The organism is Marivita sp. GX14005 (genome assembly GCF_023370775.1).
In the GTDB taxonomy this organism is placed as follows: Bacteria; Pseudomonadota; Alphaproteobacteria; order Rhodobacterales; family Rhodobacteraceae; genus Marivita.
Genome location: NZ_JAMCCQ010000001.1, coordinates 498,569 through 516,376, shown reverse-complemented (window position 1 = coordinate 516,376; position 17,808 = coordinate 498,569). Strand labels below are relative to the sequence as shown.

The following is a 17,808-nucleotide window of genomic DNA, read 5'->3' as shown; positions in this document are numbered from 1 at the left end:
TATCGCCAAGGCCCGCCGATCCCCGGCGGGCCTCTTTCAGAGCCGCTTGCCGGGCGAAAGGCAAGACGGGTCTGCGGGAACGTGGATCACACTGACGCCCTTGCGCATGCGTGCGTCATTCAGCGCCTCTGCAAACCCGTCCAGATCCTCCGCGCGGCTGGCATGTGCCCCGAATGATCGCGCGAAATCGCAAAAATCTGGGTTGGTGAGGCCCGTGCTCGACACACGGCCCGGATACTCCCGCTCCTGATGCGCGCGGATCGTGCCGTAGCGCGCGTTGTCGATAATGATGACGGTCAGGTTCAGATCGTGATGCACCGCCGTGGCGAGTTCCTGACAGGTCATCATGAAACATCCGTCCCCCGCCACGGCTACGACCTCGCGCTCGGGTTCCGCAATCGCCGCCGCGATGGCGGCGGGCAATCCGTAGCCCATCGAGCCGGAAGTGGGGGCCAATTGCGATTTGGGGGCGCGATAGCGATAGAAGCGGTGGAGCCACGCTGCATAATTTCCGGCGCCATTGCAGACGATCGCATCGGCGGGCAGCGTTTCGGCCAGATGCGCGAAGATCGGTGCCAGAGGATCGCCGGGAACCGACGCGGGATCGCGAAAGCTCTCGTACGTTTCGCGCAGGCGGGCCGTACGGTCTGAACGGGCCACACGCTCCCAATCGGCGACGGTTTCGCAAAAGCTCTGCATGTCGGAAACCAGCGCAATTTCGGGCTGATAGACGCGGCCGATTTCCTCGGGTTGCGGGAAGACATGGACGAGGGACTGCTCCGGCACAGGTGGCACTAGCAGCGAATAGCCATTCGTCGTCATCTCGCCCAGACGCGGGCCGATGGCGATCAGAAGGTCGGTCTCCCGCATCGCATCGGCCAGATAGGGCGGGGTGCCGACGCCGAAATGGCCGATATAGTTGGGATGATCGTTGTCGAACAGCGCCTGACACCGCAGCGACACGCCCACCGGCAGTCCTTGCACCTCCGCAAAGCGCTGAAGCGCCGCGATCCCGCGTTCGGTCCACCCGCCGCCGCCCGCCAGAACCAGCGGAGTCTTGGCGCTTTTCAGGCGATCCTTGAGCGCTTCGAGCGCCGCCGGATCGGCACCGAAACGCGGCACATCGAAGCGCGCCGGCGCAGGGGGCGGCGCAATCTCGTCGTAAAGCATGTCCTCAGGCAGGGCGAGCACCACTGGCCCCGGACGGCCCGAAACCGCGGTGCGCATCGCGCGCGAGACATATTCCTGGATGCGCGACGCATCGTCGATCTGCGCCACCCATTTCGCCATCTGCCCGAACATGCGCCGATAATCGATTTCCTGAAACGCCTCGCGGTCGATCATGCCCCGCGCGACCTGCCCAATGAAAAGGATCATCGGCGTCGAATCCTGATAGGCGACATGCACCCCCGCGCTGGCATTGGTGGCGCCGGGGCCGCGCGTGACAAAGCAGATGCCGGGGCGGCCGGTGAGCTTGCCATAGGCGTCGGCCGCCATCGCCGCGCCGCCTTCCTGCCGGCAGGTAATGAAACGGATCTCGTCTTCGCGGTTATGGAACGCATCGAGCACCGGCAGATAGCTTTCTCCCGGCACCCCGAAGACCGCGCGGATGCCTTGTGCCACGAGTTGATCGACCAGATGATCGGCGGCGCGCCGCAATTTGGATGTCATGAAGAGCCCCCCGCAAGATCGGTGTTCGCGCGAACGCTAGTCCGCTTCGGAGCGAAGGGCAAATCCCGACGAGCCAGACGGCGAAGCCGGGGTCGATTTCATCAAGGCGGGCAAGGGTTTGGCAATGCGTGATTTTCTTTTTTGTGCGCTTGCATTCCTTTTTTCCGCATGTATCGTTTGACCATCACGAACCGTTGCGGACATGGGCCGCTTCAGAAACGGCACCCTGAAGGTGCCTGGGAGGACATCATGAAAAGACTTCTGCTTGGAACCATCGCCGCCGGAACCACGGCACTGACGCCGATCGTCGCCAGTGCGCAGACCGAGATCCAGTTCTGGCACGCCTTCACCGGCCGCCTGGGCGAGCTTGTCGCCGCGCAGGTCGAGGACTTCAACGAAAAGCAGGACGATTACGAGGTCGTCGCGAGCCACAAAGGCAACTATTCCGAAACGCTGAACGCCGGCATCGCTGCGTTCCGCGCCGGAGAGCAGCCGCATATCTTGATGGTGTTCGAGGTCGGCACCGCCACCATGATGGGTGCGCAGGGCGCGATCAAGCCGGTTTACGAGGTGATGGAGGAAAGCGGCGCGGAGTTCGATCCCGATGCCTATATCGGGTCGGTCAAGGGCTATTATACCACCACCGACGGGCAGATGCTGTCGCTTCCGTTCAACTCCTCGACGCCGGTTCTCTGGGTGAACCGCGACGCGTTCGAGGCGGCGGGGGTCGATCCGGATACGGATCTGTCGACATGGCAGAAGGTCGATGAGGTGCTGACCCAGCTCAAGGAGGGCGGCGAGGATTGCCCGCTCGTCACTGCGTGGCAAAGCTGGATTCACCTCGAAAACCTGTCCGCTTATCATGACGTGCCGTTTGCCACGCAGGATAACGGTTTTGCGGGCACCGATACGGAGCTGGCGCTGAACGGTCCCGTGCAGGTCAAGCATATCGAGAAGATGGGCGAATGGGCCGAGGATGGGAAGTTCATCTATACCGGTCGCCGTAACGAAGGCGGTGCGAATTTCCGCTCCGGTGAATGTGCGCTCTTTACCGAGAGCTCTGCCGGCTATGCCGGGATCAAGGCCGAAGCCGAGTTCGATTTCGACGTGCGCCCGCTGCCCTATTGGGAAGGTGAGGGCAATGCACCGCAGAACACGATCATCGGCGGCGCGTCGCTCTGGGTGATGGAGGGGCATGAGCCCGAGGATTACAAGGGCGTCGGCGAATTCCTGTCCTACCTGTCCTCCACCCCGGTGCAGGCGCAGTGGCATCAGGATACCGGCTATCTGCCGATCACCTCCGCCGCCGGAGAGGCGACGCGCGAGGCGGGTTTCTACGAAGAGAACCCCGGAACCGACACGGCGGTGACGCAGATGACGGCGAAGGAGCCGACCGCCAATTCCAAGGGCATTCGCCTTGGTTCTTTCGACCAGATCCGCGGGATCATCGACGAAGAGTTGGAAGGCGTCTGGGCCGGTGACAAATCCGCTCAGGAAGCGCTGGACAGCGCGAAGGAGCGCGGCGACCAGTTGCTGCGCCGTTTCGAGCAAGCCAACCGCTAAACACTGATCCATCAGCAGGGCGGCCCTTAAGGGCCGTCCTTTTCTTTCCGAAAGGCCACCGATGGAAAAGCGCGTCACGTTCAAGGGCTGGCTTCTGCCGTTCATCCTGATTGCGCCGCAGGTCTTCATTTCGGCGGTGTTCTTTTTCTACCCGGCGGGGCAGGCGATCTGGCAATCGCTGTTCATCCCCGACCCGTTCGGCCTGTCTTCGCAATTCGTCGGGCTGGGCAATTTCGAGTATCTGCTGAATGACCGGTTTTACCGCGCCTCGTTTCTGACGACCGCGATCTTCTCGATCCTCGTGACGCTGGTGTCGATGGTGCCGGCGCTGTTTCTGGCCGTGATCGCCGACCGTCTGGTCAAGGGTGCGGGCGTCTATCGCACGCTGCTCATCTGGCCCTATGCCGTCGCGCCTGCCGTGGCCGGGGTGCTGTGGCTTTTCATGTTCAACACCCGCGTCGGCGTCGTGTCTTGGTATCTCGGGCAGCTTGGCTACGACTGGAACCATGTTCTCAACGGCAATGAGGCGATGGGGCTGGTCGTTGTCGCGTCGGCCTGGGGGCGGATCAGCTATAACTTCCTGTTCTTCTTTGCCGCGCTGCAAGCGGTGCCGAAATCGGTGATCGAAGCGGCGGCGATCGACGGCGCGCGGTTCTGGCGGCGGTTCTTCACCATCGTCCTGCCTCTGCTGTCGCCGACCACATTCTTTTTGCTGGTCGTCAATATCGTCTATTCCTTCTTCGAGACCTTCGGCGTGATCCACACAATTACCGCCGGCGGGCCGCAACAGGCGACGACGATCCTTGTCTACAAGGTGTTCTCCGACGGTTTCGTGGGGCAGGATCTCGGCTCCTCCTCGGCGCAATCGGTAATCCTTTTGATCGTGGTCGGCCTGCTCACGGTGCTTCAGTTCAAATTCATCGAAAAACGGGTGCATTACTGATGGCGAACGCAGATCCCCTTGCCGCCGCAGTCCCGCCCAAGACGCGCAAGCCGCAGCCCGATGGCATGGTCGAGAAGCGCGGTGCGGGGCTTTGGCTGACGCATGTGCTGATGATCCTGGGTATCCTGGTTATCTTCTTTCCGATCTGGCTGGCCTTCGTCGCCTCCACGGTCACGCAGCAGGACATCATCCGCCCGCCAATGCCGATCTGGCCGGGCGACCAGTTCTTCACAAACTACAAGAACGCGCTTTTTTCCGGGGTGAACGTGCCGGTGGCGACGATGCTGTTCAATTCGCTGGTGATGGCGGTGGGCATCGCGGTGGGCAAGATCGTGATTTCGCTCCTGTCGGCCTTTGCCATCGTCTATTTCCGCTTCCCGGCGCGTACGCTGTTCTTCTGGTTGATTTTCCTGACGCTGATGCTGCCGGTCGAGGTGCGGATCGTGCCGACTTACGAGGTGGTCGCGGGGTTCGGGATGCTCAACTCCTATTCGGGGCTGATCTTCCCGCTCATCGCCTCGGCGACGGCGACGTTCCTGTTCCGACAGTTCTTCATGACGATCCCCGACGAGCTGGCCGAAGCGGCGCGCGTCGATGGGGCGCGGCCCATGCGGTTCTTCATCGACATCGTCGTTCCCATGAGCCGCACCAATATCGCTGCGCTTTTCGTGATCCTGTTCATCTACGGGTGGAACCAGTATCTCTGGCCGCTGCTCATCACCACCGATCCCGAAATGAACACCATCGTCATGGGACTGAAGCAGATGTTCCCCTCGGGCGACGATTTTGCCCATTGGCCGACCATTCTGGCCACCTCGATCCTGGCGATGATCCCGCCGGTGATCGTCGTCGTGAGCATGCAGAAGCTGTTCATCCGCGGCCTTGTAGACAGCGAGAAATAAGACATGGCGACAGTCACCCTCAAAAACGTCAAGAAAAGCTTTGGCCCGGTGGACGTGATCCACGGTATCGACGCGCAGATCGAGGATGGTGAGTTCATCGTCATCGTCGGCCCGTCCGGCTGCGGCAAGTCCACCCTGTTGCGCATGGTCGCAGGGCTGGAGACAGTGACGGATGGCGAGGTTCTGATCGGCGGTCAGCGCGCGAACGAGAAGGAGCCGATGGACCGCGATATCGCGATGGTGTTCCAGAACTACGCGCTTTATCCGCACATGTCGGTTCGCCAGAACATGGGCTACGGGCTGAAGATCGCGAAGCTGCCGAAGGCCGAGATCGAACGGAAGGTTGTCGAGGCGGCCAAGCTGCTGCAGCTGGAGCCGCTGCTTGATCGCAAGCCCAAGCAATTGTCCGGCGGCCAGCGCCAGCGCGTTGCCATGGGACGCGCCATCGTGCGCGAACCTGCGGTGTTCCTCTTCGATGAGCCTTTGTCGAACCTCGATGCGAAACTGCGGGTGCAGATGCGTCTGGAAATCCGCGAATTGCAATCCAAGCTCGGCATCACCGCGCTTTATGTCACGCACGATCAGGTCGAGGCGATGACCATGGCGGACCGGATGATCGTGATGAACGCCGGCGTCGCGGAACAGATCGGAACCCCGCTCGACGTTTACGAAAAACCCCGAACGCTTTTCGCCGCGCAATTCATCGGCAGCCCGGCCATGAATATCCTCGATGCCGAGTTGCACGCCGGCAAGGTCATGCTGGGCGATGTGGCGGTCGCCGATGGGGCGGGGCCGGACGGGCCGGTCAAGCTCGGCGTGCGGCCGGAGCATCTGGATGCAGACGAGAACGGACCGCTGCGCGTGGCCGTCCAGATGACGGAACCGCTTGGGGCGAACACGCTGTTTCACGGTCGCCTCGAAAGCACCGGCGACAGTTTCACCGCGAGCCTGCAAGGCGTGCATCCGATGTCGGAGACCGGCAGGCATATGCGCTTTGCGATCCAGCCGGGGCAGGCGCATGTGTTCGATGCCGATACCGGGCTGCGGCGCGAGGATTGAATTTTCGGCGAGGCGAAACCGGCAGGCGCTTGACCCCGCTGCATGAGTGTCATACCTCAGTCCTGCCCGAGCGGGCGTTGTGTAATGGTAAGACCTCAGCCTTCCAAGCTGATGATACGGGTTCGATTCCCGTCGCCCGCTCCAAAACGCCCCTGATATCGCGCCTGAGGCCTGACATCGCGTCATAGCGGAAAATCTGTGTTTTCGTGCCGCGTTGGCTTGACCCCCTCCGGCGCTCCAAGGTTTAAGCGGGCAGCACAGAAAGCGGGTTTTGCAATGGCGGATGCGACGATCAAACCGGTCAAGAACGAAGAGCGCGAGAAATCGCGCAAGCTGGGATCGCTCAAGGCGCTGTGGCCGTTTCTCAAACCGTATAAGTTCCTGATGACGGCCGCGCTGATCGCGCTGACCGCAACGGCGACGATCTCGTTGATCCTGCCGCTGGCCGTGCGGCGGGTGGTGGACAATTTCAACACTTCCGACGGCGCGTTGCTCGACCGGTATTTCGCCGCCGCCCTGGGCATCGCGGCGCTGCTCGCGATTGGCACGGCGCTGCGCTATGCGCTCGTCACGCGGCTGGGGGAACGCGTGGTCGCCGATATCCGCAAGGCAGTGTTCGACCGGGTCGTCACGTTGAGCCCGTCCTTCTACGAAAAGATCATGACAGGCGAGGTTCTGAGCCGGATCACCACGGATACGACGCTGATCCTGAGCGTGATCGGCTCCTCCATCTCCATCGCGCTGCGCAATGCGCTGATCTTTGTCGGTGGTCTGGTGCTGATGCTCTTCACCTCCGCGAAACTGACGGCGATGGTGCTTCTGATCGTTCCGCTGGTGATCGTTCCGATCCTCGTTCTGGGTCGAAAGATGCGCAAGCTGAGCCGCGAGAACCAGGACTGGATCGCCGCATCCTCCGGAAACGCGTCCGAAGTGCTGCTTGCCGTGCAAACGGTTCAAGCATTCACGCATGAGAAAATCTCTCAGGCCGCTTTTGCCGACGTGACCGAAAAGAGCTTCGATGCTGCACGGCGCCGCATCTGGACGCGCGCGCAGATGACGGCAATCGTGATCTTTCTGGTGTTCACGGGCATTGTCGGGGTGCTCTGGATCGGCGCGACCGATGTGCGCAATGGCGCGATGAGCGCCGGCGCGCTGGTGCAGTTCGTGATCTATTCGGTCATGGTGGCCGGCGGCGTTGCCGCGCTGTCGGAGATCTTCGGCGAATTGCAACGCGCGGCCGGGGCGACGGAACGACTTGTCGAGTTGCTGCATGTCGAGGATACCGTCAACGATCCGGCGCGGCCCAAAGCGTTGCCCGAGCCGGTCCGGGGGGAGATCGCGTTTCGGGACGTTCACTTCGCTTATCCCAGCCGACCCGACATCGCGGCGCTTGACGGTGTGAGCCTGCATATCGAACCGGGCGAAACGGTCGCGGTTGTCGGCCCCAGCGGCGCGGGAAAGACGACGATCATTCAGTTGATCCAGCGGTTTTACGATCCCGACCGGGGCGAGGTCTGTATCGATGGGGTGCCGCTTGACAGTCTGAGCCGCGATGCGTTCCGCAAACATCTGGCGCTCGTGCCGCAAGATCCGGTGATCTTCGCAGCCTCCGCGCGAGATAACATCCGTTTCGGGCGGCCCGATGCGAGCGATGCCGAAGTCGAGGCCGCCGCACGCGCCGCGGCTGCGCATGAGTTCATCACCGCGTTGCCCGATGGCTATGACAGCTGGCTCGGCGAACGGGGCGTGATGCTTTCGGGCGGGCAAAAACAGCGCATCGCCATCGCCCGCGCCATCCTGCGCGATGCGCCGGTGCTGCTCCTGGACGAGGCGACCAGTGCGCTCGATGCGGAGAGCGAACGCGCGGTGCAGCGGGCTGTGGACGAGCTTTCCGAAGGGCGCACCACGATCATTGTCGCGCATCGTCTGGCAACGGTGAAAAAGGCGGATCGGATCATCGTGATGGATCAGGGGCGCATCGTGGCTACCGGCGCGCATGATACGCTGGTGGCGCAAGACGGACTTTATGCACGGCTCGCGCGGCTTCAGTTCACCGACGGGATCGCCGCCGAATAAGCGGAGAATTCGACGTATTTCCTGCCTCGCAGACGCTGGTAAGACACTCGCCTTTGCGTGGGCGATCATGTATCGCCCGAAAGAAAGACGGGGATTTGCATGACTGACGACGTTGTCGCCGTGATCGATCCGACCGGGCCGCGCAGGTATATCGCGATCGGGATGCTTCTGATGCTTGGCGGTTTGCTGCTTTATGTGGCGCTGACCCCGCCGGCCGTCGGGCCGATCTGGCAGATCGTTCTGACGCTGCTGGCGGCGCTGGCGGCCTGGTCCGCGCAACGGTTGCATCAGGCAACGTCGCGCAAGCTCTTCCTCACGGAAAAGGCCTTGACCGACAGCGACGGCACCGTTCTGGCAGCTGTGACGAATATCGCAGCCGTCAACCGGGGCGTCTTCGCGATCAAGCCTTCCAACGGGTTCATGCTGACATTGAAAGACCCGGCGCCATTCGCATGGCAGCCGGGTCTTTGGTGGCGCGTCGGGCGCCGGCTGGCGGTGGGCGGTGTCACTCCGGGAGGTCAAACCCGCCCAATGGCCGACATCATCTCGGTGATGATCGCCAGATCGCCCTAGGTCGGCGTGCCGTCCTCTTCGGGTTCATCCTCCGCACCGGTGGTGCCGTCCGCGCCCGTTCCGTCGTTCACGCCTTCGAAGATGACCTGCGATGCGAAACGCGGGCGGGTGAACGAATAGGTCTCGATATCGAACGGTCCGATACCCGAGACATTGAATGTTGGCACATAGGCATCGCGCGTTTCGACGAGGATCAACTGATCGGAATCGGCCATTTGCGGAATGAGCGGCCGCATTTCAACGAGATCCGTCGTATTCAAGGCATCCCAATCTCCACGATTTTCGCCCCAGACAATTCGATGTGAATCAGATCTCTCATCGAACTGGATGACCGTCACGCGCAAATCGACGTCGTCACCATGCGCTTTGGTCAAATGAAACAGCATGCGACGTGCGTTGTCGATATAGGCGTCATCCAGCTTCTCGGTTTCCCGCGAGATGATATCGCCGATCGTGTAATTGGCCTTCTGGCTGATGCTCTGCTGTCGCATCACATCGAAATAGACCCATGAAGCGGCGAAAATCATGGCGAGGGCCGGGAAGAGGATCATCGCCTCCATGCTGACATTCCCGTCGGTCTTGCGCGCAAAGCGCAACAGGCGGTTTCTCATGGTCGTAATCATGACGAAGGCTCCTGAACAAAGGCCGAGAAGGACACCAGCTTGGTATACCCGTCCTCATCGGCGAACACTGTCTTGGCCAAAAGGCCCGTGGGGGCGATCGGCTCGTACTTGTAGCAAGCGCGTAGATACATCAGCTCGTTATCGGTGCCGGCATCGAACTGGCGAAGGGGATTGACCTCCTTTGCCGTATCCACGCAGTCAACAGACACCGGGGGCTCGCTCCAGTTGCGCAGATCGAGCGGGATCATTTCGAGCTGAAGCGTGTCTTCGCAATGCTTGAGCAAGGTCGTGTTCTCGCAAATCTGGGTCTTGAGCGCGGCGTGGGTCATCTCTTCGCCCGTTCCGAGCCGGACCGTGCGGACGGTGTAATCGAGCGCCCGTTCCAGTTGGGTATGACGAAGGGTCATTGCACCCAGTTCAATCGTCGCGATGATCAATATCAGGAATAGCGGCACCCATAGCACGAATTCGATCGTATTGGCGGCGCCATTCTCGTCGCGCAGGAACTTGCGCATAGGCTTGTTGATGAAACGGGTCATTGGGTCAGCCTCAACTGGTTGATGGTCCGCGCGATCTGGCGGAACGCGTCACTGATTTCGAGCCCTTCGACGGCGAAGTAGTGTGCCGGGGAGGAGGCGCAATCACGCATCGCGGCCTGACCCTCCGCAGGAGCTTCGAAACCGATTGCGAAGATCGTGATATCCTTGTCGCGCGCTTTTTCGCACACATCCGACAAACGACGATCCGCGCTGCTGCCGCCGACGATTCCCTTGTAGCCGTAGTAGGCGTCGCGATAGGTGTTGTAGCTCACCCAGTCGTCGTAATACGGCTTGCGGTAGAACTTCTTGGCAAAGCCCCTGGTGCCCCAGCGCGCATAGACCTCGGCATTGGTCATCCGGCGGGCATCATCATCGCCATCGGGCTCGTCGCGATAGCGGCTGTTCCAGTTGCTTCCTTCGTAACGCTCCCAGAACCAAATATCGTTATCCGTCCCGCTCCAGTCGCGGACGCGAAGCGAGAAACGGTCGTTGTTGGGATTGTTGTCGCCCCGGTCGTCGATCCAGAGATCGGACATGCCGTATTTATACTGGTTCTTAAGATCGTATTGCGTCGTGTTCTTGCCGTCGGTCATGAGAACGACAATCTTGATCGCATCTTCCGCAGTATATTCGGCAGGACGCCCCGCCGCACCGGACACAACGAGACCATCCGAAATCATGTCGGTCACAACTGGCCGGGCGGATGGATCGAGCAGGGCAACGCCCCACTTCATCCCAAGATCGATTGCGGTATTCCCCTTGGCACCCAGCGAAGCGATATGGGTCTTGAGCGCCGCTTCATCCGAGCTATGGACCATGATCGCGCCGTAATCGTCATCGGGGCACCAGTAGTCCAGATTGGGCGTGCTGCTCTCGCTTTGCGAGCGCAGATCGAAATGCGCCAACCGGGTGAGTTCCGCGTTCGGGTCGATCGAGACGCTGTGGAACGCGGAGTTGGGGAAGATGACGCAGTTCGAATAGTCATGTGCATTATCGAGCGTATAGTAGGACGCAACGGTCGATCCCAGGTTCACCACCGCGTTATACGGCACCATGTTGATCGTCGTCAGACCGGAATCGTCGTCCTTGATGACAGTCTCGACGAACTCGGTCGCCGCGGTGCGCAGGTTGCCGATCTTGTTGTTGCGGCCCATCGAGCCGGAAATGTCGAGCACCATCGAGATCTCGACATTCGAGATCCGCTCCTCCGCAGTGGCCGATCCGCCGGAATGCATGCTGTCGACGCCGAGCAGCTTGAGGAAGTTCGCGTCATACTCGCGTGAGGCTTGTGCGCTCACGATCCGGTGGCTGAGCCCTTCATCGACCGAAACGCTCGACAGCGCGTCCGACATGTTCATCGCGCGGAAATATTCGCGGACCACGAGATCGGGGTCGAGTTCCTGATCGAGGTTCGCCGCCGCGAGAACCGCCCGGTCGAGCGTATTCTGAAGTTTCGTCCGCTGCACTTCGGAATAGATCATGTCGATCCCGACGCCGCCGAAAACGAGCATCATCATCGACCCGCTCAATGCGAGAATAGACATATTGCCGTCGGTTTCACGGGCAAAGCGGGTCAGTGTCCCGGCCACACTCGACCGCAACACGGACTTCTTCCGTTTCCCGACCGGCAGCCTTGGCAGAAGGTTGCTTAATCCGATCATTTGTTACCTCTTTCCCGCCTTTTGGAGACGGACTGACACCCCACTTAGATTTTTGAAGAAGTGAAGGCGAAACACGGCGAGAATAAGGCCAAAAATATGGAAATTTTTAGGAGTGTATTGAATTTAATGGATAAATCGTCTTCGCTGGCAGGATTGAGGCCTGAGGTGAAACAGTGAGGCGCCGGATCGATCGGAAAGGCATGGTAAATTCCCTGCAGACCTGTTCAGGTTAACCCGGTTTTCATGGCTGGCCTGTCACGACAGGGCGCACCGCTATCCAAGGAGAGACTGATGAACATTACCCCCGGAAACGAACCGACATTCCGCCAATCGGTTGACCTGATGTTCAATCGCGCGGTCGCGCTGATGGACCTGCGGCCGGGCCTGGAGGAGAAAATCCGCGTCTGCAACGCCACGTATACTGTCCGGTTCGGCGTGCGCCTGCGCGGACATATCCAGACCTTCACCGGCTATCGCTCGGTTCATTCCGAACACATGGAGCCGGTCAAGGGCGGTATCCGTTACGCGCCTTCGGTCAACCAGGACGAGGTGGAGGCGCTGGCTGCGCTGATGACCTATAAATGCGCTCTGGTGGAGGCGCCCTTCGGTGGCTCCAAGGGCGGGCTCTGCATCGATCCGCGCGAATATGACGAGCATGAACTCGAATTGATCACCCGCCGCTTTGCCTATGAGCTGGCCAAGCGCGACCTGATCAATCCCGCGCAGAACGTGCCGGCGCCCGACATGGGCACCAGCGAGCGCGAGATGGCCTGGATCGCCGACCAATACGCGCGCATGAACACGACGGATATCAACGCGCGGGCCTGCGTGACGGGCAAGCCGCTCAATGCGGGCGGCATCTCGGGCCGGGTGGAGGCGACGGGGCGCGGCGTTCAATACGCGCTGCGAGAGTTTTTCCGGCACCCGGAGGATGTGAAGGCGGCGGGCCTGTCCGGCACGCTCGATGGCAAACGCGTCATTGTCCAGGGGCTGGGCAATGTCGGCTATCACGCGGCGAAGTTCCTGGAGGAGGAGGACGGCGCGAAGATCGTCGGGATCATCGAACGTGACGGAGCGCTTTATAACCAAGCCGGGCTCGATGTCGAAGCGGTGCGCAACTGGATGGTCAAACATGGCGGCGTTGCGTCCTATCCCGATGCCTCCCACACTGCGGAGGGCGCCGCCGTTCTGGAGGCCGAGTGCGACATTCTCATCCCGGCGGCCCTTGAGGGCGTGATCAACCTCAAGAACGCGCATGAGATAAAGGCACCGCTGATCATCGAAGCGGCGAATGGCCCGATCACCGCAGGGGCGGACGACATCCTGCGCGAGAGAGGCACCGTGATCATCCCGGATATGTATGCCAACGCGGGCGGCGTGACGGTGTCCTATTTCGAATGGGTGAAGAACCTCAGTCATATCCGCTTCGGCCGGATGCAGCGCCGCCAAGAGGAGGCGCGGCACGAATTGATCGTTCGCGAGTTGGAGCGGTTGAGCGAACATCTGGGTGACAAGTGGTCGATGACGCCGAACTTCAAATCGAAATATCTTCGTGGTGCGGACGAGCTGGAACTGGTGCGCTCGGGGCTCGATGACACGATGCGCATCGCCTATCAGTCCATGCGCGAAATCTGGCATGGCCGCGAGGATGTCAGCGATCTTCGCACCGCGGCCTATATCGCATCGATCGAGAAAGTCGCCGCGAGCTATCGCGCAAAGGGTCTCTGACAGGTGACATTCGTTGCGGGCCGGACTAGATACCGCGAAATTCGATCCGGCCCGCGCCGATTCCAATTCCGGAGGTTTCCCATGATCCGCACCGTTCTGATCGCCGCCACGATGTTCGGCTTTTCCAACGCGGCTCTTGCTCAAGGCAAGGAAGCCGAATGTCGTAAGCAGGGCCAGATCGCGACCGACATCATGAGCCAGCGCAAAGCCGGTGCAAATGCGAAGCGGGCGACCGCTCAGGTGATCGGAAAACTCCCCGAGGATGCCAGAAATTACGAGTCCGCCATCCCGGCGCTGGTCGAATGGATCTACAGCCTGCCGGAGGAACAGATGACCCCCGAGGTCAGCAACGCGCTCTATCAGGTCTGTCTGTCGCAATAGCCGCGCTGCTGCCCACTGGACTCAGCGCGCCGCAGCGCCGATATTCCTGACATGAGCCTTCCACCTGGATTTCTGGACGAGTTGCGCAGCCGCACCAGCCTTGGCCAAGTGGCGGGGCGCAAGGTGCTGTGGGACCAGCGCAAATCCAATCAGGCCAAGGGCGATATGTGGGCGCCATGCCCCTTCCATCAGGAAAAATCGCCCAGCTTCCACGTCGATGATCGCAAGGGATTTTACTACTGCTTCGGCTGTCATGCCAAGGGCGACGCCATTTCCTTCGTCTGCGAGACGGAAAACGTATCCTTCATGGAAGCCGTTGAAATCCTCGCCTCCGAAGCCGGAATGACCATGCCCGCGCGCGATCCAAAGGCGCAGGAGAAAGCGGATCGACGGACGTTGCTGATCGACGTGGTGGACAAGGCCGTTCGCTTTTTCCGGATGCAGTTGCGCGGTGGCGCGGGCGCCGAAGCGCGTGCCTATCTGGCCCGGCGCGGGCTGGACGATGCCGCGCAGGACCGTTTCGCCATCGGCTTCGCGCCTGCCGGCTGGCAGGGACTCTTGGATCATCTGACCGGGCAGGGCGTGAAGGCCGAGCAGATCATCGAGGCCGGGCTGGCCAAGCCGTCGCAGAAGGGCGGCAAACCCTACGACACGTTTCGCAACCGCATCATGTTTCCGATCCTCGATGCGCGCGGGCGGCCCATCGCCTTCGGCGGACGAGCGATGGATCCGAATGACAACGCGAAATACCTCAACAGCCCCGAAACCCCGCTTTTCGACAAGAGCCGAACGCTCTACAACCTCGCCTCCGCGCGCGAGGCGGCGGGGCGGGGCAAGCCGCTGATCGTCGCCGAAGGCTACATGGACGTGATCGCGCTGGCGACGGGCGGGTTCGATGCCGCCGTCGCGCCGCTTGGCACGGCGGTGACGCAGGCGCAGCTGCAGATGCTTTGGCGGATCGCGGACGAGCCGATCATGGCGCTGGATGGCGATGCGGCCGGGCTCAAGGCGGCCTATCGCGTGATCGACACCGCGCTGCCACTGCTCGAGGCGGGCAAGTCGTTGCGCTTCGTGCTGCTGCCCGAGGGCCAGGATCCCGACGATCTGATCCGCGCCAAGGGGCAATCCGCGATGCAGGCCTTGCTCGACGCGGCGCAACCGATGGTGCATCTGCTCTGGCGCCGCGAGACGGAAGGGCGCATCTTCGACAGTCCGGAGCGCAAGGCCGCACTCGACAAGACGCTGCGCGAGCGTTTGCGCACCATTCAGGATCCCTCTTTGCGCAGCCATTACGGCGAAGAGATCAAGCGCCTCCGCTGGGAATTGTTCAAGACGCCGCGCCCCCCGGGACGCGGCCCGTTCCGTCGCGGCGCAGCCTCGCCTCCCGCCAAGCCGACGGAGGATACGCGCGGCTCGCTGCTTGCGTCGGGCGGCGGCGATGTCGAGGACCGCTTGCGCGAAGCGGTGATCCTCGCGGCGCTTCTCACCGAGCCGGTCCTGATCACGGAATTCGAGAGCCAGATCGAAACCATGCGCTGCGCCGATCCCGATCACGCCGCGCTGCGCGACTGCCTGTTGCGCCATGCGGGCGCGCCGGGGGACGATCTTCGCGAGGCCGCAGATAGCGCGCTGGGCGGCGATGCCCTTGAAATGCTGTGCCGCGCACGCCATGTGGCGATCACACCTTGTCTGCGCAACCGGGGCGACCGCGATCTGACGCGGCTCACGATTGCCGAGGAGCTTGCGAAACTCGAAGCGCGCGCCGGGCTCGATGCCGAGATCGCGGAAGCGTCAGAGGATCTGCACGGCCCCGCCGACGAGAGTTTGACATGGCGTCTGGCGCAGGCCGCGCTGGCCCGGCAATCGGCGCAAAGGGCGCAGGCCGAGGACAAGACAGAATACGATCGCGGTCCCAACGGGGCCCCGATCAACCGGGAAGAACGCAGCGCCTTCGCCGCCCTGATGGAGACGATACGATTCGACAAACCCGGAGGTTGACGGTGTTTTGCTAAGGAACACGTTATAGAAAACAGGTAAACGGGTGTGCGAATCGCCAATCTCGCGCTAATGATTCGGTCCTATCGAATCGCCCCGCCTCGACAGGAGCATCCATGGCCGCCAAAGATAACGACGACGCCAAGACAGAACCCCGTGAGGAAGATGTCAGCCTTGATCTGAGCCAGGCTGCGGTCAAGAAGATGATCGCCGACGCGCGCGAGCGCGGTTACATCACCTATGACCAGTTGAACGAAGTGCTGCCGCCCGATCAGGTCAGTTCCGACCAGATCGAGGATGTGATGTCGATGCTGTCCGAAATGGGCATCCAGATCACCGAAGAGGACGAGGAAGCCGAGGAAGAGGATAAGGGCGCCACCGATCTTGTCCAGACGGCCAAGCCGGGCGAGGTCGCGCTGTCCTCGGGCGGGTCGGAAAAGCTTGACCGGACGGATGATCCGGTGCGCATGTATCTGCGCGAGATGGGCTCTGTCGAACTGCTCAGCCGCGAGGGCGAGATCGCCATCGCCAAGCGGATCGAGGCCGGCCGGAACACGATGATCCTGGGCCTGTGCGAAAGCCCGCTGACCTTCCAGGCGATCACCATCTGGCGCGAGGAATTGCTGTCCGAGGACATTCTGCTGCGCGACGTGATCGATCTTGAGACCACGTTCGGCAACCAGATGGGCGAGGAAGAGGTCGTCGCCCCGGTGGTCGATGGCGCGGCCAAGCCCGAAGCCAAGGCGGATGAGGGCAAGGAACTCGATGCCGACGGCAACCCGATCACGACCGAAGACGATGACGACGAGGACGAGCAAGCGAATATGTCGCTCGCCGCGATGGAAGCCGCCCTCAAGCCGCGCGTTCTCGAAACGCTCGACCGGATCGCGCAGGATTACGCGGAACTGTCGAGCATGCAGGACAGTCGCATTTCCGCAACGCTGAACGAGGATGGCTCCTTCAGCACGGCGGACGAGGAACGCTATCAGAAGCTCCGCTCCGAGATCGTCGAGCTGGTGAACGAATTGCACCTGCACAACAACCGGATCGAAGCGCTGATCGACCAGCTTTACGGCATCAACAAGCGCATCATGTCCATCGACAGCGCGATGGTGAAACTTGCCGACCAAGCGCGCATCAACCGGCGCGAATTCATCGACGCTTATCGCGGACGCGAGCTCGATCCCAACTGGCTTGACGAGATGGCCGAAAAGTCGGGCCGCGGCTGGCAGATGTTCATCGAACGCTCGCTCGACAAGGCCGAAGAACTGCGCGCGGACATGGCGCAGGTCGGTCAGTATGTCGGCCTCGACATCAGCGAATTCCGCCGCATCGTGGCACAGGTCCAGAAGGGTGAGAAAGAAGCGCGGCAAGCCAAGAAGGAAATGGTCGAAGCCAACCTGCGCCTCGTGATTTCGATTGCCAAGAAATATACCAACCGTGGTTTGCAGTTCCTTGACCTTATCCAGGAAGGCAATATCGGCCTGATGAAGGCGGTCGACAAGTTCGAATACCGCCGCGGGTACAAGTTCTCCACTTACGCGACATGGTGGATCCGTCAGGCGATCACCCGCTCCATCGCGGATCAGGCCCGCACGATCCGCATCCCGGTGCACATGATCGAAACGATCAACAAGCTGGTCCGCACCGGCCGTCAGATGCTGCACGAGATCGGCCGTGAGCCGACGCCCGAGGAGCTGGCCGAGAAACTGCAGATGCCGCTTGAAAAGGTTCGCAAGGTGATGAAGATCGCCAAGGAGCCGATTTCGCTGGAGACGCCCATCGGTGACGAGGAAGACAGCCAGCTTGGCGATTTCATTGAGGACAAGAACGCGGTTCTGCCCCTGGATGCCGCCATTCAGGACAATCTCAAGGAAACGACGACGCGCGTTCTGTCCTCGCTCACCCCGCGCGAGGAGCGCGTGCTGCGGATGCGCTTTGGCATCGGCATGAACACCGATCACACGCTCGAAGAGGTAGGCCAGCAATTCTCGGTCACCCGCGAACGCATCCGCCAGATCGAGGCCAAGGCGCTGCGCAAGCTCAAGCATCCGAGCCGCAGCCGCAAGCTGCGGTCTTTCCTAGATCAGTGAA

The 17,808-nt window shown here is 61.4% G+C and carries 14 protein-coding genes and 1 tRNA gene; 11 read left to right on the top strand and 4 right to left on the bottom strand.

Translation table 11 applies throughout. From position 1 onward, the window contains the following. Nucleotides 1–36: 36 nt before the first annotated feature. A complete protein-coding gene (locus M3465_RS02660) occupies nt 37–1,671 on the bottom strand; it encodes a thiamine pyrophosphate-binding protein (protein ID WP_249500151.1) in 1,635 nt (544 codons plus the stop codon). 249 nt (nt 1,672–1,920) lie between these two features. Between M3465_RS02660 and ugpB the strand changes: the two genes are divergently transcribed. From ugpB to M3465_RS02625, 7 genes are all read left to right on the top strand, one after another. Further along, complete coding sequence (ugpB, locus tag M3465_RS02655; RefSeq protein ID WP_249500150.1) at nt 1,921–3,234, top strand: sn-glycerol-3-phosphate ABC transporter substrate-binding protein UgpB; 1,314 nt, start codon at nt 1,921–1,923, stop codon at nt 3,232–3,234. Between the two features lie 61 nt (nt 3,235–3,295). Further along, nucleotides 3,296–4,177, top strand: coding sequence for a sn-glycerol-3-phosphate ABC transporter permease UgpA (ugpA, locus tag M3465_RS02650; RefSeq protein WP_249500149.1), 882 nt, complete (start codon nt 3,296–3,298; stop codon nt 4,175–4,177). Nucleotides 4,178–4,242: 65 nt separating this feature from the next. After that, a complete protein-coding gene (gene ugpE / locus M3465_RS02645; protein WP_249500847.1) occupies nt 4,243–5,079 on the top strand; it encodes a sn-glycerol-3-phosphate ABC transporter permease UgpE in 837 nt (278 codons plus the stop codon). 3 nt (nt 5,080–5,082) lie between these two features. Further along, nucleotides 5,083–6,138, top strand: coding sequence for an ABC transporter ATP-binding protein (locus tag M3465_RS02640; protein ID WP_249500148.1), 1,056 nt, complete (start codon nt 5,083–5,085; stop codon nt 6,136–6,138). A 70-nt stretch (nt 6,139–6,208) separates the two neighbouring features. Then, nucleotides 6,209–6,282: transfer RNA gene (locus M3465_RS02635), tRNA-Gly, on the top strand. 132 nt (nt 6,283–6,414) lie between these two features. Beyond that, on the top strand, nt 6,415–8,214 hold the full coding sequence (locus tag M3465_RS02630) for an ABC transporter transmembrane domain-containing protein (protein ID WP_249500147.1): 1,800 nt from the start codon (nt 6,415–6,417) through the stop codon (nt 8,212–8,214). A gap of 99 nt (nt 8,215–8,313) precedes the next feature. Next, a complete protein-coding gene (locus tag M3465_RS02625; protein ID WP_249500146.1) occupies nt 8,314–8,787 on the top strand; it encodes a hypothetical protein in 474 nt (157 codons plus the stop codon). Here the strand turns inward: M3465_RS02625 and M3465_RS02620 are convergent. Genes M3465_RS02620 through M3465_RS02610 form a run of 3 tightly spaced genes read right to left on the bottom strand, consistent with a single transcriptional unit; the run spans nt 8,784 to nt 11,553 of the window. Beyond that, nucleotides 8,784–9,410 carry a TadE/TadG family type IV pilus assembly protein gene (locus M3465_RS02620; RefSeq protein WP_249500145.1) on the bottom strand — a complete coding sequence of 209 codons (627 nt, stop codon included), beginning with the start codon at nt 9,408–9,410 and terminating at the stop codon, nt 8,784–8,786. The genes M3465_RS02625 and M3465_RS02620 overlap by 4 nt on opposite strands. Beyond that, the gene (locus M3465_RS02615; RefSeq protein ID WP_249500144.1) at nt 9,407–9,949 is read right to left on the bottom strand and encodes a TadE/TadG family type IV pilus assembly protein; all 543 of its coding nucleotides are present in this window, start codon (nt 9,947–9,949) and stop codon (nt 9,407–9,409) included. The genes M3465_RS02620 and M3465_RS02615 overlap by 4 nt, the downstream gene beginning before the upstream one ends. Further along, nucleotides 9,946–11,553 (bottom strand): pilus assembly protein TadG-related protein, encoded by a 1,608-nt coding sequence (locus tag M3465_RS02610; protein ID WP_249500143.1) that lies wholly within the window; start codon nt 11,551–11,553, stop codon nt 9,946–9,948. Before M3465_RS02610 ends, M3465_RS02615 begins: the two co-directional genes overlap by 4 nt. 348 nt (nt 11,554–11,901) lie before the next feature. On the opposite strand from M3465_RS02610, the gene M3465_RS02605 reads away from it, so the two are divergent. From M3465_RS02605 to rpoD, 4 genes are all read left to right on the top strand, one after another. Beyond that, nucleotides 11,902–13,338: a Glu/Leu/Phe/Val family dehydrogenase gene (locus M3465_RS02605; RefSeq protein ID WP_283254895.1), complete on the top strand. Its 1,437-nt coding sequence runs from the start codon at nt 11,902–11,904 to the stop codon at nt 13,336–13,338. Between the two features lie 81 nt (nt 13,339–13,419). After that, nucleotides 13,420–13,719, top strand: a complete 300-nt coding sequence (locus tag M3465_RS02600; RefSeq protein ID WP_249500142.1) for a hypothetical protein — start codon at nt 13,420–13,422, stop codon at nt 13,717–13,719. Nucleotides 13,720–13,770: 51 nt separating this feature from the next. Then, on the top strand, nt 13,771–15,717 hold the full coding sequence (dnaG, locus tag M3465_RS02595; RefSeq protein ID WP_249500141.1) for a DNA primase: 1,947 nt from the start codon (nt 13,771–13,773) through the stop codon (nt 15,715–15,717). 113 nt (nt 15,718–15,830) lie between these two features. Then, nucleotides 15,831–17,807: an RNA polymerase sigma factor RpoD gene (gene rpoD / locus M3465_RS02590; RefSeq protein ID WP_249500140.1), complete on the top strand. Its 1,977-nt coding sequence runs from the start codon at nt 15,831–15,833 to the stop codon at nt 17,805–17,807. Nucleotide 17,808: the final 1 nt, after the last annotated feature.